The sequence below is a fragment of the Citrobacter pasteurii genome (genome assembly GCF_019047765.1).
GTDB lineage: Bacteria > Pseudomonadota > Gammaproteobacteria > Enterobacterales > Enterobacteriaceae > Citrobacter > Citrobacter pasteurii.
The window spans coordinates 3100766-3124403 of the sequence record NZ_CP077262.1; the positions used below are offsets into that span (position 1 = coordinate 3100766).

At 53.3% G+C, this 23638-nt stretch carries 24 protein-coding genes; 16 read left to right on the plus strand and 8 right to left on the minus strand.

Features of this window, described 5'->3' with window-relative positions; translation table 11 throughout:
* Nucleotides 1-356 precede the first annotated feature (356 nt).
* The 7 genes from xthA to I6L54_RS15180 all read left to right on the plus strand — a co-directional run bounded on the left by xthA (nt 357) and on the right by I6L54_RS15180 (nt 7481).
* Complete coding sequence (gene xthA, locus I6L54_RS15150; RefSeq protein WP_005120811.1) at nt 357-1163, plus strand: exodeoxyribonuclease III; 807 nt, start codon at nt 357-359, stop codon at nt 1161-1163.
* A 219-nt stretch (nt 1164-1382) separates the two neighbouring features.
* A complete protein-coding gene (locus I6L54_RS15155; RefSeq protein WP_005120812.1) occupies nt 1383-2042 on the plus strand; it encodes a TVP38/TMEM64 family protein in 660 nt (219 codons plus the stop codon).
* The gene (locus I6L54_RS15160; RefSeq protein ID WP_040233671.1) at nt 2039-2749 is read left to right on the plus strand and encodes a TVP38/TMEM64 family protein; all 711 of its coding nucleotides are present in this window, start codon (nt 2039-2041) and stop codon (nt 2747-2749) included. Before I6L54_RS15155 ends, I6L54_RS15160 begins: the two co-directional genes overlap by 4 nt.
* A 26-nt stretch (nt 2750-2775) precedes the next feature.
* Nucleotides 2776-3945, plus strand: a complete 1170-nt coding sequence (locus I6L54_RS15165) for an ABC transporter substrate-binding protein (protein WP_040233669.1) — start codon at nt 2776-2778, stop codon at nt 3943-3945.
* A complete protein-coding gene (locus I6L54_RS15170) occupies nt 3918-5453 on the plus strand; it encodes an ABC transporter permease family protein (protein WP_005120815.1) in 1536 nt (511 codons plus the stop codon). Before I6L54_RS15165 ends, I6L54_RS15170 begins: the two co-directional genes overlap by 28 nt.
* Nucleotides 5453-6085, plus strand: coding sequence for an ATP-binding cassette domain-containing protein (locus I6L54_RS15175; RefSeq protein WP_040233668.1), 633 nt, complete (start codon nt 5453-5455; stop codon nt 6083-6085). The genes I6L54_RS15170 and I6L54_RS15175 overlap by 1 nt, the downstream gene beginning before the upstream one ends.
* An 88-nt stretch (nt 6086-6173) precedes the next feature.
* Entirely contained in the window at nt 6174-7481 is a 1308-nt protein-coding gene (locus I6L54_RS15180; RefSeq protein WP_040233666.1) for a sulfurtransferase, read from the plus strand.
* 45 nt (nt 7482-7526) lie between these two features.
* Here I6L54_RS15180 and I6L54_RS15185 read toward each other — a convergent pair whose 3' ends face one another.
* Nucleotides 7527-8150, minus strand: coding sequence for a CDP-alcohol phosphatidyltransferase family protein (locus tag I6L54_RS15185; RefSeq protein ID WP_040233664.1), 624 nt, complete (start codon nt 8148-8150; stop codon nt 7527-7529).
* Nucleotides 8143-8712 carry a carboxymuconolactone decarboxylase family protein gene (locus tag I6L54_RS15190; protein ID WP_005120821.1) on the minus strand — a complete coding sequence of 190 codons (570 nt, stop codon included), beginning with the start codon at nt 8710-8712 and terminating at the stop codon, nt 8143-8145. The genes I6L54_RS15185 and I6L54_RS15190 overlap by 8 nt, the downstream gene beginning before the upstream one ends.
* Before the next feature lie 79 nt (nt 8713-8791).
* On the opposite strand from I6L54_RS15190, the gene I6L54_RS15195 reads away from it, so the two are divergent.
* A complete protein-coding gene (locus I6L54_RS15195) occupies nt 8792-9205 on the plus strand; it encodes a pyrimidine (deoxy)nucleoside triphosphate diphosphatase (RefSeq protein ID WP_040233662.1) in 414 nt (137 codons plus the stop codon).
* On the opposite strand, the gene I6L54_RS15200 is transcribed toward I6L54_RS15195, so the two are convergent.
* Nucleotides 9165-9440 carry a YnjH family protein gene (locus tag I6L54_RS15200; protein ID WP_005120823.1) on the minus strand — a complete coding sequence of 92 codons (276 nt, stop codon included), beginning with the start codon at nt 9438-9440 and terminating at the stop codon, nt 9165-9167. The two genes, I6L54_RS15195 and I6L54_RS15200, sit on opposite strands and share 41 nt — an antisense overlap.
* Before the next feature lie 236 nt (nt 9441-9676).
* On the opposite strand from I6L54_RS15200, the gene gdhA reads away from it, so the two are divergent.
* Nucleotides 9677-11020 carry an NADP-specific glutamate dehydrogenase gene (gene gdhA / locus I6L54_RS15205; protein WP_040233659.1) on the plus strand — a complete coding sequence of 448 codons (1344 nt, stop codon included), beginning with the start codon at nt 9677-9679 and terminating at the stop codon, nt 11018-11020.
* A gap of 78 nt (nt 11021-11098) precedes the next feature.
* Here gdhA and I6L54_RS15210 read toward each other — a convergent pair whose 3' ends face one another.
* The 3 genes from I6L54_RS15210 to I6L54_RS15220 all read right to left on the minus strand — a co-directional run bounded on the left by I6L54_RS15210 (nt 11099) and on the right by I6L54_RS15220 (nt 14761).
* Nucleotides 11099-13045 carry a DNA topoisomerase III gene (locus tag I6L54_RS15210; RefSeq protein WP_040233658.1) on the minus strand — a complete coding sequence of 649 codons (1947 nt, stop codon included), beginning with the start codon at nt 13043-13045 and terminating at the stop codon, nt 11099-11101.
* Between the two features lie 4 nt (nt 13046-13049).
* Nucleotides 13050-14093, minus strand: a complete 1044-nt coding sequence (selD, locus tag I6L54_RS15215; RefSeq protein ID WP_005121117.1) for a selenide, water dikinase SelD — start codon at nt 14091-14093, stop codon at nt 13050-13052.
* 116 nt (nt 14094-14209) lie between these two features.
* Nucleotides 14210-14761, minus strand: a complete 552-nt coding sequence (locus tag I6L54_RS15220; protein ID WP_005121118.1) for an NAD(P)H nitroreductase — start codon at nt 14759-14761, stop codon at nt 14210-14212.
* Nucleotides 14762-14935: 174 nt separating this feature from the next.
* Between I6L54_RS15220 and sppA the strand changes: the two genes are divergently transcribed.
* The 5 genes from sppA to yajD all read left to right on the plus strand — a co-directional run bounded on the left by sppA (nt 14936) and on the right by yajD (nt 20466).
* Nucleotides 14936-16792 carry a signal peptide peptidase SppA gene (gene sppA / locus I6L54_RS15225; protein ID WP_040233657.1) on the plus strand — a complete coding sequence of 619 codons (1857 nt, stop codon included), beginning with the start codon at nt 14936-14938 and terminating at the stop codon, nt 16790-16792.
* A 55-nt stretch (nt 16793-16847) separates the two neighbouring features.
* Nucleotides 16848-17864 (plus strand): asparaginase, encoded by a 1017-nt coding sequence (gene ansA, locus I6L54_RS15230; protein ID WP_005121120.1) that lies wholly within the window; start codon nt 16848-16850, stop codon nt 17862-17864.
* Nucleotides 17865-17878: 14 nt separating this feature from the next.
* Nucleotides 17879-18517 carry a bifunctional nicotinamidase/pyrazinamidase gene (pncA, locus tag I6L54_RS15235; RefSeq protein WP_040233655.1) on the plus strand — a complete coding sequence of 213 codons (639 nt, stop codon included), beginning with the start codon at nt 17879-17881 and terminating at the stop codon, nt 18515-18517.
* 256 nt (nt 18518-18773) lie between these two features.
* Nucleotides 18774-20027 (plus strand): chitinase ChiD, encoded by a 1254-nt coding sequence (chiD, locus tag I6L54_RS15240; RefSeq protein ID WP_040233653.1) that lies wholly within the window; start codon nt 18774-18776, stop codon nt 20025-20027.
* Nucleotides 20028-20121: 94 nt separating this feature from the next.
* Nucleotides 20122-20466, plus strand: coding sequence for an HNH nuclease YajD (yajD, locus tag I6L54_RS15245; protein WP_003030690.1), 345 nt, complete (start codon nt 20122-20124; stop codon nt 20464-20466).
* Nucleotides 20467-20510: 44 nt separating this feature from the next.
* Here the strand turns inward: yajD and I6L54_RS15250 are convergent, their stop codons facing one another.
* The gene (locus tag I6L54_RS15250) at nt 20511-20786 is read right to left on the minus strand and encodes a YeaC family protein (protein ID WP_005121124.1); all 276 of its coding nucleotides are present in this window, start codon (nt 20784-20786) and stop codon (nt 20511-20513) included.
* Nucleotides 20787-20828: 42 nt separating this feature from the next.
* Entirely contained in the window at nt 20829-21242 is a 414-nt protein-coding gene (gene msrB, locus I6L54_RS15255) for a peptide-methionine (R)-S-oxide reductase MsrB (protein ID WP_040233651.1), read from the minus strand.
* Between the two features lie 341 nt (nt 21243-21583).
* Here msrB and gapA point away from each other — a divergent pair, with 341 nt between their 5' ends.
* Nucleotides 21584-22579: a glyceraldehyde-3-phosphate dehydrogenase gene (gene gapA, locus I6L54_RS15260; RefSeq protein ID WP_003030697.1), complete on the plus strand. Its 996-nt coding sequence runs from the start codon at nt 21584-21586 to the stop codon at nt 22577-22579.
* Nucleotides 22580-22662: 83 nt separating this feature from the next.
* On the plus strand, nt 22663-23547 hold the full coding sequence (locus tag I6L54_RS15265; RefSeq protein ID WP_040233649.1) for a D-hexose-6-phosphate mutarotase: 885 nt from the start codon (nt 22663-22665) through the stop codon (nt 23545-23547).
* Nucleotides 23548-23638: the final 91 nt, after the last annotated feature.

The window sequence follows — 23638 nt, forward strand, 5'->3', positions numbered from 1 at the left end:
CCAGCGAAAAAAGTGCATAAACGGGGTCAGAGAACGGAATATCAACAAGTTACAACACAGCAATATTCACTATATGCGCATATAAAGTGAATATGTTTGCGTATCAGATGACTAAATAGAGGAAAAACCGCAATTTTATTCAGTCGCCAAATATAATTCTGGAATTGTGATCGTATACGAAATTTATCGGAAATTATTGCCCCATAGCGACGCGCTTCGCGCCAAAACGGTGCAGTTTTTGCTCCATCGTTAACACCATTAGCAATCATTGTTGGAATCAGGTGACAAGAAGCAGTCAGCTCGTGGAAATTCTGCTACCATCCTTGCACTATTCACCTTACAAAGTGGCAGCGACTATGAAATTTGTCTCTTTTAATATCAACGGCCTGCGTGCCCGTCCTCATCAACTGGCAGCCATTGTCGAAAAACATCAACCGGATGTGATTGGCTTACAGGAGACAAAAGTCCACGACGATATGTTCCCTCTCGAAGAGGTGGCTAAACTCGGTTATAACGTCTTTTATCACGGCCAGAAAGGTCATTACGGCGTCGCGTTGTTAACGAAAGAAACGCCGATTGCGGTGCGTCGTGGCTTCCCTGACGATGGCGAAGAGGCGCAGCGTCGTATCATCATGGCGGAAATTCCGTCCCCGTTGGGCAGCGTCACCGTCATCAACGGCTATTTCCCGCAGGGCGAAAGCCGTGACCATGAAACCAAATTCCCGGCGAAAGCGGCGTTCTATCAGAATTTACAAAACTATCTTGAGACGGAGCTGAAACGCGATAATCCGGTGCTGATCATGGGTGATATGAATATCAGCCCAACCGACCTGGATATCGGCATCGGTGAAGAGAATCGCAAACGCTGGCTGCGCACCGGGAAATGCTCCTTCCTGCCAGAAGAGCGCGAGTGGATGGAACGTCTGTTAGGTTGGGGGCTGGTGGACACCTATCGTCACGCGCATCCTGATAAAAACGACCAGTTCTCGTGGTTTGATTACCGCTCGAAAGGCTTCGACGATAACCGTGGTCTGCGTATTGATCTGCTGCTGGCAACCAATCCGCTGGCGGAACGCTGCGAAGAAACGGGTATCGACTATGAGATCCGTAGCATGGAAAAACCGTCCGACCACGCGCCAGTGTGGGCAAAATTCCGCGTCTAATCATCTGCTTTTTTTCGCTCTCCGGGCCTCGCCTGGAGAGTCAGTATATTCTGTGCAAAATCAATAAAGCGACGGTAATACATTGTTGCGACCGGGATTTTAATATATCTTCGCGCGCACTTTTCGCTGGTGAAAACGCATCATTGCCCACGGATTTACAGGAGGCCCCCATGCAAAAGAAGTTCGCATAAGGCAGAATACCGACTGCTGATTGTGGCAGTGCTATTCTGCGTCCTGGCTGGGGTTTTCCACTATTTTGGTCTGTCTGACCTGATAACCAATCTCCATCATTTGCAAGATGTCATCCGCCAAAGCGGGCTGTTCGGCTACGCGCTTTATATTCTGCTATTTATCGTTGCGGCGCTGTGCCTGATACCCGGCAGCATTCTGGTGATTGTCGGCGGTATCCTTTTCGGCCCACTGGTTGGCACGCTCATCTCTTTACTGGCAGCAACCGTTTCCTCGGCATTGTCATTTTTACTGGCACGTTGGCTTGGGCGGGAATTACTACTGAAACACGTCGGGCATACGGCGACATTTCAGGCGATCGAAAAAGGGATTGCCCATAGCGGTATCGACTTTCTGATCCTGACCCGCCTCGTTCCACTGTTTCCTTATAATATTCAAAACTATGCTTACGGACTGACTGCCATTCCGTTCTGGTCATTTACTCTGATTTCAGCTATTACCACGTTACCAGGTATCTTTATCTATACGCTGATGTCACACGAACTCGCCAGCGAAGGCATCACCTGGACGTTTATCGTTAAACTCAGTATTGCAGGCATTGCCTTGTTTGCCCTCGTGCAGGCGGCAAAAGCCTGGGCCCGATATAAACATGTCGACCCCTCTGCAGATCGAGAGCTTGCCGGTAAATGAGAACGCTGAATAAAACGCAGTTCAGAAAGTGTTGCCGGGCTGGGTTCATTGCCCTGTTGGTAGTCGCGTTGATGGCATGGGCATGGCTGCCCGATGTGAGAGACTTTCTCACGCAGAGCCTGGCTGCGTTTACCACGCTTGATCAGCATGCTCTTGAAAATTTCATTCGTTCCTGGGGGCCTCAGGCCGCGGTCGTATCATTCTTCCTGATGATCTTACAGGCGATCATCGCCCCGCTTCCCGCCTTCCTGATCACCTTTGCGAATGCCTCATTGTTCGGCGCATTCTGGGGAGGAGTTCTCTCCTGGACCAGTGCGATGGCGGGTGCAGCACTCTGCTTTTTTATTGCCCGCGTTTTGGGTCGCGGCGCGGTGGAAAGATTAACCGGTAAAACGGTGCTGAAAAATATGGACGCTTTTTTCGAGCGCTATGGCAAGCACACCATTCTGGTCTGCCGCCTGTTACCTTTCGTTCCATTCGATCCGGTCAGTTACGCCGCCGGCCTGACGTCCATCCGCTTTCGTCATTTTTTCATCGCCACCGGTATTGGCCAGTTGCCTGCCACTATCGTTTACTCATGGGCGGGTAGCCTGCTGACCGGCGGCACATATTGGTTCGTGACCGGGTTGTTTATTCTGTTTGCCCTGAGTGTAGTGATTTCAGTGGCAAGAGGCCTTTATCTTGAGCGGCACAGGAAGCATTCCTGAAGCCTCCATAAACGACTGGAGATACTATGCGTTACTGTTTATTGTGCCTGGGTTTGCTGCTCTCTCCGCTGGCGGCCTTTGCGCAGAGCGATAACTGGCAGCAAATCAAAAACGATGCCCGGGGTCAGACGGTGTGGTTTAACGCCTGGGGAGGCGATAACGCCGTTAATCAGTATCTCGACTGGGTTAGCGCCGAGATGAAAACACACTACGCCATTAACCTGAAAATTGTCCGTCTGGCGGATGCCGCCGACGCGGTAAAACGCATCCAGACCGAAGCGGCATCAGGGCGTAAAGCTGGCGGTTCGGTTGATCTCCTGTGGGTCAATGGCGAGAATTTTCGCACGCTGAAAGACGCTGGCCTGCTGCAAACGCAGTGGGCGCAAATCTTGCCCAACTGGCGCTACGTGGATACCCAACAACCGGTGACTGAAGACTTCGCCATTCCAACAGAGGGCGCCGAATCTCCGTGGGGTGGCGCGCAGTTAACCTTTATCGCCAATCGGGATATCACTGAACCCCCCCCTCGCTCTGCGCAGGCACTGCTGGAATTTGCGCGAGCGCATCCCGGCACGGTAACCTATCCACGCCCACCCGACTTTACCGGTACCGCTTTTCTCGAACAGTTGCTGATTACGCTCACCGCTAAACCACAAGCACTGAAAAACGCTCCCGATACAGCCACGTTCGCCGAGGTGACTGCCCCATTGTGGCAGTATCTTGATGCATTACATCCCGTACTGTGGCGCGAAGGGAAAGACTTTCCCCCTACGCCTGCCCGGATGGACGCCCTGCTGAATAGCGGCACGCTGCGGATATCGTTAACCTTTAACCCCGCGCATGCACAGCAAAAAATCGCCCGCGGCGAGTTACCAAAAAATAGCTATAGTTTTGGCTTCTCTCAGGGCATGCTGGGCAATGTGCATTTTGTCACCCTTCCCGCTAATGCGCGTGCCAGTGCCGGGGCGAAAATCGTGGCAAACTTCCTGCTCTCACCTGAAGCGCAACTGCGCAAAGCTGACCCGAGCGTCTGGGGAGATCCTTCGGTGCTTGATCCACAAAAATTACCTGTCGAACAGCGGGAAGCGCTACTGGCTCGTATCCCGAAGGGACTCCCCGCTGTACTGCCTGAGCCACACGCAGCCTGGGTAAATGCACTGGAACAAGAATGGCTACGCCGTTACGGTACGCATTAATTCTGCTGCTCTGGGCCTTAATGGCGGCAATCTATTTGCCGCTGGTCCCTGCGGCTTTTACGCTAATTGTACCCGCGCTTTCTATTGCACACTGGCTGGCGCTGTTTGCCGATCCCCAACTTCTGCAAGCGTTACTGGCGACGTTGGTTTCTGTCACGCTGGCAGCCACTGGCGCGCTCAGTATCGCCCTGCTGACCGTCCTTGCATTCTGGCCCGGCGCCAGATGGGCACGGCTTTGTACTCGCCTCCCCTGGCTACTGGCGGTTCCGCACGTTGCTTTTGCCACCAGCACACTGTTACTTTTCGCCGAGGGCGGCATGCTCTACCGTATATTGCCGTTTCTCAGCCCACTGTTGGACCACTACGGTGTAGGTCTGGGCATCACATTGGCGGTGAAAGAAAGCGCTTTTTTGCTCTGGATCCTTTCCGCTTTATTGAGTGAAAAGCAGTTGTCGCAACAGGTCATCGTGCTGGACTCTCTGGGTTACAGCCGGTTGCAGTGTCTGAACTGGTTGGTACTGCCCTCTATCGCGCCAGCGCTAGGGAAAGTTATGCTGGCGATTGTCGCGTGGTCGCTCTCCGTCGTGGATGTCGCGATCGTCCTTGGCCCCGGCAACCCGCCAACACTTGCTGTGTTGAGCTGGCAATGGTTAAGCCAGGGCGACGCCGACCAGCAGACAAAAGGCGCGCTCGCCAGTTTGCTGCTGGTGCTGTTACTGGTCATTTTTGCGCTGGTGGGCTATCTGCTCTGGCGCGGCTGGCGACGCACAATTCCGACAATCAGTGGTGTACGCCTGCAGCTCTCATCCTGTACAGCCGGACGATCGCTGATACAACTTCTGCCCATCAGCGGCGTTGTGTGCGCAGTTGTTCTGCTCCTGATGGCGGAATACTCATCGCTGAACAGAGATGCGCTGTTCAACAGCCTGCAAATGGGGGTTCTGGCCAGTACACTTGCACTGGTCACACTATTGATATGGCTGGAATGGGGGCCGCAAACCGGACATCGTTGGGTCTGGTTGCCCATTATTTTACCTGCGTTACCGCTGGTCACCGGGCAATATACACTAGCGCTAAAGGCTGAACAGGATGGCCTGTTCATCACGGTGGTCTGGGGGCATTTATTGTGGGTAACACCGTGGATGCTGTTTGTGCTTAAACCTGCCTGGCAGCGTATTGACTCGCGCCTTATTGTGATTGCGCAAACGCTGGGTTGGACACAAACCCGTATCTTCTGGCAGATAAAATGCCCATTGATTCTGCGCCCGGCACTGATTGCCTTCGCGGTAGGATTTTCGGTCAGTATTGCCCAGTACATGCCAACATTATGGTTAGGCGCAGGTCGTTATCCCACACTCACGACCGAAGCCGTAGCATTAAGCAGCGGTGGCAGCACCGCTATTCTGGCGGCACAGGCGCTATGGCAATTGCTGTTACCGTTGGTTGTTTTCGCACTCGCAGCCTCGCTTTCCGCCTGGATTGGCCGCTTTCGACAAGGACTCCGCTAATGCTCATAGTGCAAGATGTTTCCCTGTACCAGGGTTCAACTCCCCTGCTGACGGGCGTCAACCTTCAGGTCAATAAAGGTGACATTGTCACTATTATGGGGCCTTCGGGAAGCGGCAAGTCTTCACTCTTTTCGTGGATGATTGGTGCGCTCTCCGCTCAATTTCGTGCATCCGGTCAACTATGGCTCAACGAACGGCGCATTGACACATTACCTACCGCGCAGCGCCAGATTGGTATTCTGTTCCAGGATGCCCTGCTGTTTGATCATTTCAGTGTTGGGCAAAATTTATCGCTGGCGCTTCCCGCTGACCTGAAAGGCACGGCGAGACGCGATGAAGTGGAACATGCCCTTGAGCGCGCGGACCTGTCGGGCTTTTATCATCGCGACCCGGCATCGCTGTCCGGGGGGCAACGCTCACGCATCGCCCTGCTTCGCGCCTTGCTGGCACAACCGCAGGCTTTGCTGCTGGATGAACCCTTCAGTCGCCTGGATGCGTCACTGCGGGATACCTTCCGCCAGTGGGTTTTCACCGAAGTGCGGAAGTTGGGGATCCCTGTGGTGCAAGTCACCCACGATACGCAAGACGTCCCCCCGGCAGGCCGGGTAGTACAAATGAATTCCTGGGCGTGAATGTGGCGTTATGCTGCGTTAACGCAAGGATTTTACTTAACTGGCGGCACAAAATGTCGTCCTCTTTTTTTCAACGTCGGGCTATTCGATGAAACGTGTTTCTCAAATGACCGCGCTGGCACTGGCTTTAGGGCTCGCTTGCGCTTCTTCCTGGGCTGCTGAAACAGCACAGACGCTCACCCTCGACCAGTTACAGCAAAAGCAAGGTGCGGCAATCGATACCCGTCAGAGCGCTTTTTATAACGGCTGGCCTCAGTCGCTCAATGGCCCTTCCGGGCACGAGCCCTCCGCACTAAATCTGTCTGCCGCCTGGCTCGACAAGATGAACGATGAACAACTTACCGCCTGGGTTCAGGCACATCAGTTAAAAACCGATGCGCCAGTGGCACTGTATGGCAACGACAGCGATGTGAAAGCCGTCAAAGCCCGCCTGCAAAAAGTGGGTTTTAACCATATTTCGACCCTTAGCGATGCGCTACAGAACCCTGCCCGCCTGCAAAGTCTGCCGCACTTCGAACAGCTGGTGTACCCGCAGTGGCTACACGACCTGCAGCAGGGTAAAAACGTAACCGCTAAGCCGGCGGGTGACTGGAAAGTGATTGAGGCCGCCTGGGGCGCGCCGAAGTTGTATCTGCTGAGCCACATCCCAGGTGCGGGCTACATTGATACCAACGAAGTGGAAAGCGAACCGCTGTGGAACAAAGTGTCCGATGCGCAGCTCAAAGCGATGCTGGCGAAACATGGCATCCGCCATGACACCACGGTGATTTTATATGGCCGCGATGTCTATGCCGCCGCGCGCGTGGCGCAAATTATGTTGTATGCAGGCGTAAAAGATGTTCGCCTGCTCGACGGTGGCTGGCAAACCTGGTCCGACGCAGGTTTACCGGTTGAACGCGGCACTGCGCCATCGGTGAAACCAGAACCTGATTTCGGCGTGACCATTCCTGCCCAGCCGCAACTGATGCTGGATATGGAACAGGCTCGCGGCCTGCTGCATCGCCAGGATGCGTCTTTAGTGAGCATTCGTTCATGGCCGGAATTTGTCGGTACCACCAGCGGCTATAGCTACATTAAGCCAAAAGGTGAAATCGCTGGCGCTCGTTGGGGCCATGCAGGAAGTGACTCCACCCACATGGAAGATTTCCATAATCCGGATGGCACGATGCGCAGCGCGGATGACATCGCCGCCATGTGGAAGCAATGGAACATTCTGCCGAATCAGCAGGTCTCTTTCTATTGCGGTACCGGCTGGCGCGCCTCAGAAACCTTTATGTACGCCCGCGCAATGGGCTGGGAAAACGTCTCCGTCTACGACGGCGGCTGGTATGAGTGGAGCAGCAATCCAAAAAACCCGGTCGCCAGCGGTGAACGGGGTCCAGAATCCAGTAAGTAAGGCTGTCATTATTGCCGGATAAGCGCAATCCGGCAACGCAATACGCTACGCCTGACGCTGAACCGCTTTCAGTGTCAGGTATCCGCTCCAGATCCGGTTAAATGTCGTCATCCAGCACAGCGCGCCAAAGACCCACGCCATCACGGCAAAATATTCCGGAAACAGACACCCCAACACAAACAACAAAATCGTCTCGGTACCTTCGGTCAGCCCCCCCAGATAATAAAACGATTTATGCGCGTAGCCCGGGTTATCAATTTGATGTTTCGCCGCCAGCGCGGCAAAGGCGAGAAAACTGCTCCCCGTTCCGATAAAGGCAAACAACAGCCAGCTCCCGGCCAGCGCATTCAGCTCCGGTGCGGCCAGAATAAAACCAAACGGTACTAAGGCGTAAAAAAGAAAGTCGAGCGAGATATCGAGAAACCCGCCGGCATCAGTAAGCCCCCTGCGCCGCGCCAGCGCACCGTCCAGTCCATCAAACAGTCGATTAATCACAATGGCCGCCAGCGCCGCCAGATACCAGCCTAACGCCAGAAATGGCAAGGCCAACACGCCAATGGCAAAACCGACCAGCGTAAGCCCGTCCGGGGTAATCGCAGGCTTATCAATAATGCCCACGCAGCGATGCAAAAGCGGTTTTAAGCGCGGATGAAGATGACGATCAAGCATGCGGGCGTCCTTTAAAGCTGTCGCACAACCCCTGGGAAGGAATATCGAGAGCGGCATTAAAACGCGCCGAGAGATTTTGAAACGCAATCAACGCGGTCATTTCAGTAATGGCGTCCTCGGTAAAATGCAGCTTCATTTGCGCCTTTAATGCCTCATCAACCCGAGGCGGCGTGGCGGTAACGGCATCCGCATAAGCCAGTGCCACACGTTCTTCCTCACTGAACAGCGTCGATTCTTGCCAGGCGGCAACCTGCAATACTTTATCCAGTGCGCCACAGCGTTCAGCCAGACGTAAGCTATTGGCATCCACGCAAAAGGCGCAATGGCACACCTGAGAAACGCGGGTCATCAACAAAGCACGCATCACCGGCGTTAAACGCGCCCTTTTACGCTCCAGGAAGCCAACAAACAGCGCTACCAGCCAGAACAGAAATGGCATCCGACCCCACCAGCGCGTGGGATGCAGCACATCGCCATAATGCTTTTTCTGCGTAGCAACAAGCGGTTTTAAACTGGAAGGGATACGCGTTAACGGTTTTACCCACGACTGAGGATCGTTCAACGGTTGCTCCTGAATACTTTAGATAAAACAAAGATAACGATAGTATGTCATTTTCTGTCGTTAGATCTTGATGAATATAATGAAAACCCTCGACGTGGTCGCCGCTATTATTGAACGTGATGGCAAAATTTTGCTGGCTCAACGTCCGCAGCATGCGGATCAATCAGGCATGTGGGAATTTGCTGGTGGTAAGGTTGAACCTGGAGAGAACCAACCACAGGCGCTGGTCCGTGAATTACGTGAGGAATTGGGTATCGAGGCTATCGTTGGGAATTATATCGCCAGTCATCAACGTGAAGTGTCAGGCCGATTAATACATCTGCATGCCTGGCACGTGCCGGCTTATCAGCGCTGTCTTTACGCCCATGAGCATCAGGATTTGGTCTGGTGCTCACCCGAAGAGGCGCTGCGTTATCCGCTGGCGCCTGCCGATATCCCACTACTGGAAGCGTTTATTCTTTTACGCGACGCCAGACCAGCGGATTTGTGCTGATCGTTTTCTCATCGCGCTGGCACTGTAGCAGCACGCCATCGGCTTTCACCACCGCTCCTTCTGAATAGTTTTGATCCTGATAAATGCAGCACTGACTACAGGGTTGCGCCCGCTGACCGCTGGAGCTGAACACTTCCGGCGGCACATTCACTTGCACATCCGGACGATAAAGCTGATTTGCCAGTACCCCGTTGGATAACATCACCAACGCACCTGCCATGATTAAACGGCGCATATTCTTTCCTTTTTAACTGACATCTATGCTCAGTATAACGGTATAAACCGGCAGAAACTTTAGTTCCTCCATCATCGTTTTTGGTTATGAGCAACGCCGCGATATTAATTTACTTAGCGGGATTAATTTTTTCTTGCGTCTCGTCACACTGCTGATGGTATAGTCAAAAACTGCAAAACACTTAACACAAATATCAAAAATATAACCATATCAATACATAAGAGGTTCTTATATCTATGGATCAGACATGTTCTCTGGAGTCGTTTCTCAACCATGTACAAAAGCGCGACCCGAATCAGACCGAGTTCGCGCAAGCCGTTCGTGAGGTAATGACGACACTGTGGCCGTTTCTTGAGCAAAACCCGCGCTATCGTCAAATGTCCTTGCTGGAGCGTCTGGTTGAACCCGAGCGCGTGATCCAGTTCCGCGTGGTCTGGCTCGACGATCGCAATCAGGTACAGGTTAACCGTGCGTGGCGCGTACAGTTCAGCTCCGCGATTGGCCCGTACAAAGGCGGCATGCGTTTCCACCCTTCCGTGAACCTGTCGATCCTGAAGTTCCTCGGCTTCGAGCAGACCTTTAAAAACGCACTCACCACGCTGCCTATGGGCGGTGGTAAAGGCGGCAGCGACTTTGATCCGAAAGGGAAAAGCGAAGGCGAAATCATGCGTTTTTGTCAGGCGCTGATGACGGAACTGTTCCGCCATTTAGGGCCCGATACCGACGTTCCTGCGGGTGATATCGGCGTGGGCGGTCGTGAGGTCGGCTTTATGGCCGGGATGATGAAAAAACTCTCCAATAACAGCGCCTGCGTCTTCACCGGAAAAGGCCTTTCTTTCGGTGGCAGCCTGATTCGCCCGGAAGCAACCGGCTACGGTCTGGTGTATTTCACCGAAGCGATGCTCAAACGCCATGGTCTGGGCTTTGAGGGCATGCGCGTAGCGGTTTCTGGCTCCGGTAACGTTGCACAATTCGCGATTGAGAAGGCAATGGAGTTTGGTGCGCGGGTGGTTACCGCCTCCGATTCCAGCGGTACCGTGGTTGATGAAAGTGGATTTACCAAAGAAAAACTGGCGCGTCTGTGCGCGATTAAAGACAGCCGCGACGGTCGCGTGGCGGATTACGCCCGTGAGTTTGGTCTGACTTATCTGGAAGGTAAACAACCCTGGTCTGTTCCGGTTGATATCGCCCTGCCGTGTGCCACGCAGAACGAACTCGATGTGGAAGCCGCGCAAATGCTTATCGCCAACGGCGTCAAGGCCGTGGCTGAAGGCGCGAACATGCCAACGACCATCGAAGCCACCGACCTGTTCCTCGAAGCGGGCGTACTTTTTGCGCCAGGCAAAGCCGCTAACGCGGGTGGTGTCGCCACATCAGGTCTGGAAATGGCGCAGAATGCCGCGCGTCTGGGCTGGAAAGCGGAGAAAGTGGATGCGCGTCTGCACCACATCATGCTGGATATTCACCATGCCTGCGTCGAGTACGGCGGTGAAAGCAAACAAACCAACTATGTGCGCGGCGCCAACATCGCGGGCTTTGTGAAAGTTGCCGACGCGATGCTGGGCCAGGGTGTAATTTAATTCATCCCGTACGCCGGATGCGGCACACGTGCCTTATCCGGCAAAGCCTGATGGCGCTACGCTTATCAGGCCTACAAACTACACGCCTGCCTCTTCGGATGGCGGGCTTTTTTTCGCCGTACGTTTACGCGGCGCGCCCTTTTTCTTCTCACCACTACTACCGCCCGGAGCGGCAATGCCACGGAAGCGTCGTACCGGCGTGCTGCGCGCCTGATCGATAAGCTGATATAGCGTTCCCACCAGCGGCTGCATGAAATCCTGATAACGACACTGCTTTTCACTGATTTGGGTCAGGATAGATTCCCAGTGCGCGGTCATATCCGGACGCGTCGCCATTTCAGGCAGTGAGTGAAACAGCGCTTTTCCGGCATCGGTGGAATGGATATAACGCCCTTTTTTCACCAGAAATCCGCGTTTAAACAGCAGCTCGATAATCCCGGCGCGCGTCGCTTCCGTTCCCAGGCCATCCGTTGCGCGCAGGATCTTTTTCAGATCTTTATCTTGCACAAAACGCGCAATCCCGGTCATTGCTGACAGCAGCGTGGCATCGGTAAAGTGTCGTGGCGGTTGGGTCTGACGTTCAACCACTTCGCCTTTTTCGCACAGCAGCTCGTCATCTTTTGCCACCACCGGCAACGGCGTCCCGTCGTTATCTTCGTCACGCTCTTTGTTGCCAAGCAGCGTGCGCCATCCGGCTTCCGCCAGAAAACGCGCTTTGGCGACAAACTTGCCTTTGGCGATGTCCAGCTCAATAACGCACTTCCTGAATATCGCATCCGCGCAAAATTGCATCAGATACTGACGGGCAATCAGGTTGTAGATTTTCGCTTCGTTATCATTCAGGTTGATGGATGAACTGCGCGCGGTAGGAATGATGGCATGGTGCGCATCCACTTTTTTATCGTCCCAACAGCGGTTTCGCGTATCGGGATTGACCGCCGGTTGCGGGAGCAGATCCGGCGCATGGACGCTAATCGCGTTCAACACCGCGTGACGTCCGGCAAAGTGTTCTTCCGGGAGATAACGGCTATCCGAACGCGGATAGGTAATCAATTTGTGGGTTTCATACAGCTTCTGGCAGATATCCAGAACGTTTTGTGCGCTTAAGCCAAAGCGTTTCGCCGCTTCAATCTGCAACGCCGATAGCGAAAACGGCAGCGGCGCGGATTCTGATTCCCGTTTATCGTTATAGCTGGTGACTATCGCCGGCTGACCGTTAATGCGGTTTACCACGTGTTCAGCCAGCGTACGATTCAGCAAGCGCCCTTCTTCATCCTGGTACGGCTCACACGCTTCGCTCGGCTGCCAGATAGCGGTAAAACGCTCATCAGTTGGCGTCACGATATGCGCCTTTACCTCAAAGAAGTCTTTGGCGACAAAGTTTTCAATCTCTTCATCGCGACGCACCACCAGGCCGAGCACTGGCGTCTGTACACGCCCGACCGAAAGTACGCCCTGATAGCCCGCATTACGCCCAAGAATGGTGTAAGCGCGCGTCATATTGATGCCGTACAGCCAGTCGGCACGCGCCCGCGCCAGCGCCGAGACGCACAGCGGAATAAATTCACTGTTGGCGCGCAGACGCTCAATAGCCCGCTCCACGGCCTGCGGGTTGAGGTCGTTAATCAGGCAACGTTGCACCTGCTGACGCTTTTCAGGCGCCAGTTGCAGGTAATCCAGCACTTCATCCACCAGCAGTTGCCCCTCACGATCGGGGTCACCGGCGTGAATGACTTCACTGGCCTCATGCAAAAAGCGCTTAATGACGTTGAGCTGTTTGGTCACCGAGGGACGCGGCTGCAGTTGCCACTTTTCCGGGACAATCGGCAGATCGACCAGACTCCAGCGAGCATAACGACTGTCGTAGGCGTCTGGCTGCGCCTGCTCAAGCAAGTGACCAATACACCAGGTCACCACTTGTCCGTTTCCGCATTCAATAAAGCCGTCACCTTTGCGATGCGGCTTCGGCAGCACATCGGCAATAGCGCGCGCCAGACTCGGTTTTTCGGCAATAAACAACCGCATCGAGTTAACGGATCTCAACCATGGCGCGACCGCCACGAGCTTCCACTAACTCACCAATCGCGGTGAGCTCGATGCCAAACTGCGCCGCAGCCGCTTTCACTTCAGCCTCAGCTTCCGGCGTTACCGCCAGCAGCAGACCGCCGGAGGTTTGCGGATCGCAGAGCAGATCGCGTACCGACTGCGGCATTTCACCCATCAGGTGTCCGTAGCTGGCAAAGTTACGCTGGGTGCCACCCGGCACTGCGCCCTGTGCAATGTACTCTTCAACACCGGGAAGCTTAGGAATATCCTGGTAGACGATCTGCGCCTGAATGCCGGCACCCTGACACATCTCACTCAGATGCCCCAGCAGACCAAAACCGGTAACGTCGGTCATGGCTTTCACGCCGTCGATATCGGCGAATGCCGCGCCGGCAATGTTCATCTGGCACATCACTTCCGTCGCCAGTCCTTTGTGTTCGTCCTTCAGCAGCGATTTTTTCTCTGCTGTCGTCAGAACGCCAATCCCCAGCGGCTTGGTCAGGAACAGTTTGCATCCCGCCTCGGCGGTACTGTTTTTCTTCACACGTTCGGTCGGCACGACGCCGGTTACCGCAAGACCAAAGATAGGCTCAGGGGCATCAATAGAGTGACCACCCGCCAGCGCGATACCCGCCTGACGACAGGCAAAGCGCCCACCTTCGGTGACTTCGCGGGCGATTTCCGGCGCCAGCTTATCAAGCGGCCAGCCAAGAATAGCAATTGCCATAATCGGTTTGCCGCCCATGGCGAAAATATCGCTGATGGCGTTAGTGGCGGCAATACGCCCAAAATCAAACGGATTATCGACAATCGGCATAAAGAAATCGGTGGTGCTGATTACGCTGGTGCCGTTCCCCAGATCGTATACCGCCGCGTCATCGCGGGTTTCATTACCCACCAGTAAGTTCGGATCAACAAACTTCGCCTGCTCACTGTGCAGGATGGTTTCCAGTACTTTGGGGGAAATTTTACAACCGCAACCGGCTCCGTGGCTGTATTGCGTTAAACGAATAGCTTGCTCGCTCATGGACATCTCCTGTCATTGCAATGCGGATATGGTAGCGCTCATTCCATGATGTGGTAAGAGTGACTGTCTGAATTCGGGTCTCTTTGCTCATAATCCAGACAGTTTTGCCGTTGTTATCAGAAATAACGGACGAATGCGCTCGGATCGGCAAGGTTAATCGTCGTGGAGGCTTTGAGCTGCGGTGTGCCCAGATAGAGAAATCCGACGATTTTATCCTGTGGGCGACAGTCAAACGCGTCGCGTACGACCGTACTTTCGGTTAATGCGCCGCTGCGCCAGATACCGCCAAAGCCCTGAGCAACTGCCGCCATCTGCATGGCCATTACGGCACAACCGGCAGACATTTCTTGTTCCCACATCGGGACCTTGTCGCTTTCTTCACATTTCGCCACCACGGTAATAATCAACGGCGCGCGAAACGGTGCGCTGCGCGCTTTTTCCTGAGCTTTTTCATCGCTACCTGCGGCAATCGCGCCTTTCTCAAGTACGGCGCTAAAACGTTCGCGCCCTTCACCTTCAATCACAAAAAATTGCCACGGTTGTAGCGATTTGTGGTCTGGCGCACGCATACCGGCGCGCAGAATATTTTGCAGTTGCTCTCCGGCCGGGGCCGGCTCGACAAGACGAGAGGCGCTGCGACGGGTGATAAGTAATTCGAGTGCATCCATTTGCTTAACTCCAACAATGAAATTTGTTCACAAAATTAACACGTGAGCGGATTTTGTTACAGCACAGGCGGCGATTCCTGCTGACAAGTGCCTGTCGGGTCATTACGATAGCCTCATCTTAACGCCTTTCTCCGGAATTTCGGGTGGCGTGTTGTTAATCGGTAGGGAGAATACATGCGAACCCTGTGGCGATTTATTGCCGGATTTTTTAAATGGACATGGCGATTACTCAATTTTGTCCGTGAATTTGTGCTTAACCTGTTCTTCATCTTTTTGGTACTGGTTGGCGTGGGCATCTGGATGCAGGTCAGTAGCAGCAACACCAGTGAACATGCTGAGCGAGGCGCACTGCTGCTGGATATCTCAGGCGTGATTGTTGATAAGCCCTCGAGCACCAGTCGCTTAAGCGTGATTGGTCGTCAGCTGTTTGGCGCCAGTTCCGATCGTCTGCAGGAAAACTCCCTGTTTGATATCGTGAATACCATTCGCCAGGCGAAAGATGACCGCAACATCACGGGCATCGTGATGGATCTGAAAAACTTTGCCGGAGCCGATCAGCCGTCCATGCAGTATATCGGCAAAGCGCTACGCGAGTTCCGCGACAGCGGTAAACCGGTCTTTGCCGTGGGCGATAACTTCAGCCAGGGGCAGTATTATCTCGCCAGTTTTGCCAACAAAATTTACCTCTCTCCGCAAGGTTCCGTTGATCTGCACGGCTTTGCCACCAACGGCCTGTACTACAAATCCCTGCTCGACAAGCTGAAAGTTTCCACGCACGTGTTCCGCGTCGGTACCTATAAGTCTGCCGTAGAGCCATTTATCCGCGATGATATGTCTCCTGCCGCGCGTGAAGCCGACAGCCGCTGGATCGGCGAACTGTGGCAGAACTATCTCGACACGGTCGCCGCCAACCGCCAAATTCCTGCGCAACAGGTGTTCCCAGGCGCGCAGGCCATGCTGGACGGTTTGACGAAAGTCGATGGTGATACCGCGAAATATGCCCTCGACAACAAACTGGTGGATGCACTCGCCTCCAGCGCTGAAGTTGAAAAAATGCTGACCAAACAGTTTGGCTGGAGCAAAGCGGATAAAAACTACCGCTCTGTCAGCTACTACGATTACACGCTGAAAACCCCGGCTGACACCGGCGACAGCATTGGCGTTATCTTCGCCAATGGCGCGATTATGGACGGTGAAGAAACCCCTGGGAATGTGGGCGGCGACACCACTGCCGCACAAATCCGCGAAGCGCGTCTTGATCCGAAAGTGAAAGCCATTGTCCTGCGCGTGAATAGCCCAGGCGGCAGCGTCAGCGCCTCGGAAGTGATCCGTTCTGAGCTGGCTGCGGCAAAAGCGGCGGGTAAACCGGTTGTTGTCTCCATGGGCGGCATGGCGGCGTCCGGGGGTTACTGGATCTCTACGCCTGCCAGCTACATTGTGGCAAACCCCAGCACGTTGACCGGTTCAATCGGCATCTTTGGTGTGATCAATACCGTTGAAAACAGCCTGGACTCTATCGGCGTACATACTGACGGCGTAGCAACCTCCCCACTGGCGGATATCTCGATCACCAAAGCGTTACCGCCGGAAGTGCAGCAGATGATGCAACTGAGCATTGAGAACGGCTACAAGCGCTTTATCACGCTGGTTGCGGATGCACGTAAGACGACACCGGAGCAGATTGACAAAATCGCGCAGGGCCACGTCTGGACCGGGCAGGATGCGAAGGCCAACGGTCTGGTAGACAGCCTCGGTGATTTCGATGATGCCGTCGCGAAAGCTGCAGAACTGGCAAAACTGAAACAATGGCACATTGAGTATTATCAGGACGAACCCACCTTCGTAGATATGGTCATGGACAGCATGTCAGGCTCCGTTCGCGCCATGCTGCCAGAAGCCATTCAGGCCATGCTCCCACCACCGCTGGCCTCTGCGGCCAGTGCAGTAAAAGCCGAAAGCGATAAGCTGGCCGCATTCAACGATCCGCAAAACCGCTATGCGTTTTGCCTGACCTGCGCCAACGTTCGCTAACTATTGACCCCTCTTCGGGATGAAGAGGGGTTTTCTTTGAGACAGAAGAAAAGTCATGCAGAAAAAATCAATTTACGTTGCCTATACCGGCGGTACCATTGGTATGCAGCGCTCAGAACAGGGTTATATTCCCGTTTCCGGTCACCTGCAGCGCCAGCTGGCATTGATGCCTGAATTCCACCGTCCGGAGATGCCAGACTTCACCATCCATGAATACGCCCCGCTGATGGATTCCTCCGATATGACGCCGGAAGACTGGCAGCATATTGCGGAAGACATTAAAGCGCACTACGACGATTACGATGGTTTTGTTATTCTGCACGGCACCGACACCATGGCATTTACGGCTTCGGCGCTCTCTTTTATGCTGGAAAATCTGGGCAAACCCGTAATTGTGACAGGGTCACAAATACCGCTAGCCGAGTTACGCTCAGACGGGCAAATCAACCTGCTCAATGCGCTGTACGTGGCGGCAAATTACCCGATTAATGAAGTGACGCTGTTTTTCAACAATCGACTGTTTCGCGGCAATCGTACCACTAAAGCGCACGCCGATGGTTTTGACGCCTTTGCCTCACCAAACCTTGCGCCGCTGCTGGAAGCGGGGATCCACATTCGTCGCCTGGGGACACCGCCAGCGCCACATGGCGCCGGCGCTCTGATTGTTCACCCCATTACCCCGCAACCTATCGGCGTGGTCACCATTTACCCCGGCATCTCCGCTGACGTGGTGCGTAACTTCCTGCGCCAGCCGGTAAAAGCGCTAATTTTGCGTTCCTACGGCGTGGGTAATGCGCCGCAAAATAAAGAGTTTCTGCAAGAACTTAAAGATGCGAGCTCGCGTGGCATCGTGGTGGTGAACCTGACCCAGTGCATGTCTGGCAAGGTCAACATGGGTGGCTATGCGACAGGGAATGCCCTGGCGCATGCTGGCGTGATTGGCGGCGCGGATATGACGGTCGAAGCCACGCTCACCAAATTGCACTATTTACTGAGTCAGGGACTGGATACGCAGACCATTCGTGAAGCAATGACGCAAAATCTGCGCGGCGAACTCACCCCGGACGAATAAAGGAGTTTATGCCCATGGCCCGAGCCTTACTGTTGGTCGATTTACAAAATGACTTTTGTGCCGGTGGCGCGCTTGCCGTTCCGCAAGGCGACAGCACAATCGATATTGCCAACCGTCTGATTGACTGGTGCGCCGTACGCGGTGACACGGTCGTTGCCAGCATGGACTGGCACCCGGCTCATCACGGCAGCTTTGCCAGCCAGCATCAGGTCGCGACCTACAGCCAGGGACACCTCGATGGCCTGGCGCAAACCTTCTGGCCCGATCATTGCGTACAACACAGTGATGGGGCCGCCCTGCATCCTCTGCTGAACCAGCGAGCGATAACTCAAACCTTTACCAAGGGCGAAAATCCGCTGGTCGACAGTTACAGTGCGTTTTTTGATAACGGTCGCCGTCAGGCTACTACGCTGAATGCGTGGCTTCAGCAACATCATGTTACCGACCTCCTCATCATGGGGCTGGCAACTGATTATTGCGTCAAATTTACCGTTCTGGATGCGCTCGATTTGGGTTATACCGTCAGCGTTATTACCGACGGCTGCCGTGGCGTCAATATTCAACCCCAGGACAGTGCAAACGCCTTTATGGACATGGCAGCGGCAGGCGCAACGCTGTATACACTTGATGACTGGCTGGAAACCCAGCGCTAACTTTAAAACGCCTCATCCGGCCTACAGATTCGCGCATTCATGCAAATCTGTAGGCCAAAAAAGGGACTCGCATCCCCATTTGGTGGTGTATGCCCCAACCGATAACACCGACCCAAACTGCTTTGCCGCTTCGCCAGCATGGCGTGAACCCCTTCGCATTTTTCCTGTTATGAAACTGTTAACCTGCAAGTGCTGTTTTTTCGCCACGCCATTTCCGTGGCGTGTCTGCTTGTTTAAATGTCAAAGAGGAACACCGATGAAACTTTTGCCTTTGTTGGCAGCATTACCCCTGCTCTGCGCGAGCGTTGTTTCCGCCAGTGCGCTGATGTCTGTTGGCTACTTCAATGGCGGTGGCGACGTCACTGCCGGTTCTGGCGGCGATATCAATAAACTGGATGTTCGTCAGATAACCCATCTCAACTACTCATTTGGCCTTGTCTATAACAATGAAAAAGACGAGGCCAATGACGCCTTAAAAGATGTCAGCAAGCTCCATCAAATTTGGCTTTCACAGAAAGTACAGGATGATTTGCTGAAAATTCCACAGCTACGTAAACAGAATCCGAACCTCAAAGTTCTGCTTTCCGTCGGCGGCTGGGGCGCACGCGGATTCTCCGGCGCTGCAGCAACGAAAGAATCGCGCGCGGTGTTTATTCAGTCTGCTCAGGAGATAATTGCGAAATATGGCCTGGATGGCATCGACCTCGACTGGGAATATCCGGTCAACGGCGCATGGGGACTGGTTGAAAGCCAACCAGCCGACCGCGCGAACTTCACCGCGCTGTTAACGGAACTGCGTGCCGCGTTGGGTCATAAAAAACTGCTAACCATCGCCGTGGGTGCAAATGCGGAAAGTCCGAAAAGTTGGGTGGATGTGAGAGCCATTGCGCCATCGCTCGATTACATCAATCTGATGACCTATGACATGGCCTACGGTACTCAGTATTTCAACTCGAATCTGTACGGTTCGACGCAATGGCCAACGGTCGCCGCGGCGGATAAGTACAGCGCCGATTTTGTCGTCAACAACTATCTCGCCGCTGGGCTAAAAGCGAGTCAGATGAACCTGGGCATCGGTTTTTATGGACGCGTTCCGAAGCGCGCCGTTGAACCTGGCATTGACTGGAGCAAACCTGACGCGCAGAAAAATCCAGCCACTCAGCCCTATTTCGAGCCTGCGCAAATTGAATTGTTCAAATCATTGGGCGTCGATCTGAGCAAAGATACCTATGTGAAGTACAACGATATTGTGGCGAAGTTGATCAACGATCCGCAGAAGCGCTTTAGCCAGCACTGGGATGATGAAGCAAAAGTGCCGTGGCTATCGGTGCAGTCTGCAGATGGAAAAGCACTCTTTGCCCTCTCCTATGAAAACCCGCGCTCGGTAGCGATTAAGGCTGACTACATCAAGAGCAAGGGGCTGGGAGGCGCTATGTTCTGGGAGTATGGTGCGGATGATAAAAACCAGTTGGCGAAGCAGTTGGCCGATTCGTTAGGTATCAAACACTGATCCCAACGCTTGCCACAATAGGTTATGATTAGCCCATTGCGCTGCGCCATTCTCTGGCGCAGCTTTTCATCTTCTACTGGAGGCATGAGCTGGTATGGCTTTCATCCCTAAAAATTACGCCCGTCTGGAAGTCGGTTATCGGGAAAAGGCGCTTAAGCTCTTTCCCTGGGTCTGTGGACGTTGTTCCCGCGAGTTTGTGTACTCAAATCTGCGCGAATTAACCGTACACCATATTGATCACGACCATTCCAATAACCCGGAAGATGGTAGCAACTGGGAGATGTTGTGCCTGTACTGCCACGATCATGAGCATTCGAAATACACTGAGGTGGATCAGTATGGTTCTACCGTAGTGGCGGGGGAAGATGCGCAGAAAGACGTTGGCGAGGCGAAATACAATCCGTTTGCCGACCTTAAAGCGATGATGAACAAGAAATAACAGCAACTGCGGGCCCGACACCAATGTTTGCCGGGCCAGGTTAATCAGGATTTAAACGTCGCAATCGGTTCGGGCGTAATGCCAAACTCCACTTTTAGTTGCTGCTTACTCTTCATCACCATCTCACCGTTGGTATCAATAGTCATGTGTTGTGCATTCGTGTTGTTACGTGCCTGCCATAACATCACCAGTTGCAAACTGTTCTCTTTTTGTTCTGCGGTCAGCGCGACGCCATCCGGCCATTTTCCCAGTTCAACGGCAGTCGATAAGCGCTGATAAACTTCCGGCGTCATGCTGTTGATCATCTCATCAAGATTCATGTTAAATCCACTCTCCGTAGAATAATTAGCTGAATCGTTTCTTCAGCCTTTCGTTTGCTCACCGTTTTCGCCGTCTGTAAAGTTCAATGACGCTGAATTAACGCAGTAACGCTCGCCTGTGGGCTGAGGCCCATCCGGAAAGACATGTCCCAGATGCGCATCACAGTTTCCACAGCGGATTTCAATGCGCTGCATGCCGTGAGACGTATCTTTTATGTAACGGATAGCCTCTTCGCTCACCGGCTCGTAAAAGCTGGGCCAGCCGCAGCCAGAATCGTATTTTGTCTCTGAACGAAACAAGGGATTATCGCAGATCAGACAATGGTAGATGCCATCACGCTTATTGTGCAGCAAACGCCCGGTAAATGGCGGTTCTGTCCCATGATTTTGTGTCACGTAAAACTGCATTTCGGACAAATTTTTTTTCAGTTCTTCTGGGGAAGGTTGCTTAGCCATTTGCTCACATCTCGCTTTATCTAAACTCACATCGCGAGACAGATTCTAACAAAACATTAACACCGTAGTGCGAACTTTTGTTCTAAACTTGATCCGTGCGAAATGGCAGCCCAGTAATCGTGATCGATATCACGTTTTTATCTTGATTGCCCTTTAAAATTCGGGCCGCCGCCCCCATGTGGTTTCAAGCCCAAAGGAAGAGTGAGGCGAGTCAGTTGCGCAAAGCTTAAGCAGCAGTTTGATTTGTCGCAATGATTGACACGATTCCGCTTGACGCTGCGTAAGGTTTTTGTAATTTTACAGGCAACCTTTTATTCACTAACAAATAGCTGGTGGAATATATGACTATCAAAGTAGGTATCAACGGTTTTGGCCGTATCGGTCGCATTGTTTTCCGTGCTGCTCAAGAACGTTCTGACATCGAGATCGTTGCAATCAACGACCTGTTAGACGCTGACTACATGGCTTACATGCTGAAATATGACTCCACTCACGGCCGTTTCAACGGTACCGTTGAAGTGAAAGACGGTCATCTGATCGTAAACGGTAAAAAAATCCGTGTTACCGCTGAACGTGATCCGGCTAACCTGAAATGGGACGAAGTTGGTGTTGACGTAGTAGCTGAAGCTACTGGCCTGTTCCTGACAGATGAAACCGCTCGTAAGCACATCACTGCTGGCGCGAAAAAAGTTGTTCTGACTGGTCCTTCCAAAGACAACACGCCGATGTTTGTTAAAGGCGCTAACTTTGACAAATACGAAGGTCAGGACATCGTTTCTAACGCTTCCTGCACCACTAACTGCCTGGCTCCGCTGGCTAAAGTTATCAACGACAACTTCGGCATCATCGAAGGTCTGATGACGACTGTTCACGCGACCACCGCTACTCAGAAAACCGTTGATGGCCCGTCTCACAAAGACTGGCGCGGCGGCCGCGGTGCATCCCAGAACATCATCCCGTCCTCTACCGGTGCTGCTAAAGCTGTAGGTAAAGTACTGCCAGAACTGAATGGCAAACTGACTGGTATGGCGTTCCGCGTTCCGACCCCGAACGTATCCGTTGTTGACCTGACCGTTCGTCTGGAAAAAGCTGCTTCTTATGAAGAAATTAAGAAAGCAATCAAAGCTGCTTCCGAAGGCCCGATGAAAGGCGTTCTGGGTTACACCGAAGACGACGTCGTATCTACCGATTTCAACGGTGAAGTTTGCACTTCCGTGTTCGATGCTAAAGCAGGTATCGCACTGAACGACAACTTCGTGAAACTGGTTTCCTGGTACGACAACGAAACCGGCTACTCCAACAAAGTTCTGGACCTGATTGCTCACATCTCCAAATAAGTTGAGATGAGTATCTGATCCAAAAAGGCGACTTCGGTCGCCTTTTTTTATGACCAAAATATTTACATACCAAGGATTGCATCATGATTAACAAAATTTTCGCTCTCCCGGTCATTGAACAGCTTACCCCTGTCCTCTCCCGCCGTCAGCTTGATGAACTTGAGGTTCTTGTTGTCGATCACCCACAGGTTAAAGCTTCTTTCGCGCTGCAGGGCGCACATCTTCTTTCCTGGAAACCAAACGGTGAAGAGGAAGTCCTGTGGTTAAGCAACAATACCCCGTTTAAAACCGGCGTAGCGCTGCGGGGCGGAGTACCAATTTGCTGGCCTTGGTTTGGTCCAGCTGCCCAGCAGGGCCTGCCTTCGCATGGTTTTGCCCGTAACCTGCCCTGGACGCTGAAGGCACACAACGAAGATGACAACGGCGTGGTTCTGACGTTTGAGCTGCAAAGCAACGCTGAAACGCGTCAGCTATGGCCGCACGACTTTACCCTGCTTGCCCGCTTTAAAGTCGGTGCTACCTGTGAAATCGAGCTGGAAGCCCACGGTGAGTTTGAAACCACCTCCGCACTGCATACCTACTTCAACGTGGGTGATATTGCCGCAGTGAAAGTCAGTGGTCTTGGCGACCGTCTGATCGATAAAGTGAACGATGCCAAAGAAGATGTGCTGGCCGATGGTATCCAGACCTTCCCGGATCGTACCGATCGTGTCTATCTGAATCCGGAAGCGTGCAGCGTGATTCATGATGATGCGTTGAATCGCAATATCGATGTCGTGCACCACCACCATCTGAACGTTGTCGGCTGGAACCCGGGCCCGGCGCTGTCCGTCAGTATGGGCGACATGCCGGATGACGGTTACAAAACGTTTGTTTGTGTAGAAACGGCTTACGCGACCGCTCCGCAGAAAACCACCGAAGAAAAACCATCTCGCCTCGCGCAGACTATTCGTGTGGCTAAACGCTAAGACAACTCTGCGCATCATGCCGGATGCGGCTAACGCCTTATCCGGCCTACAAACCGCTCGTAGCCGTAGGCCTGATAAGCGCAGCGCCATC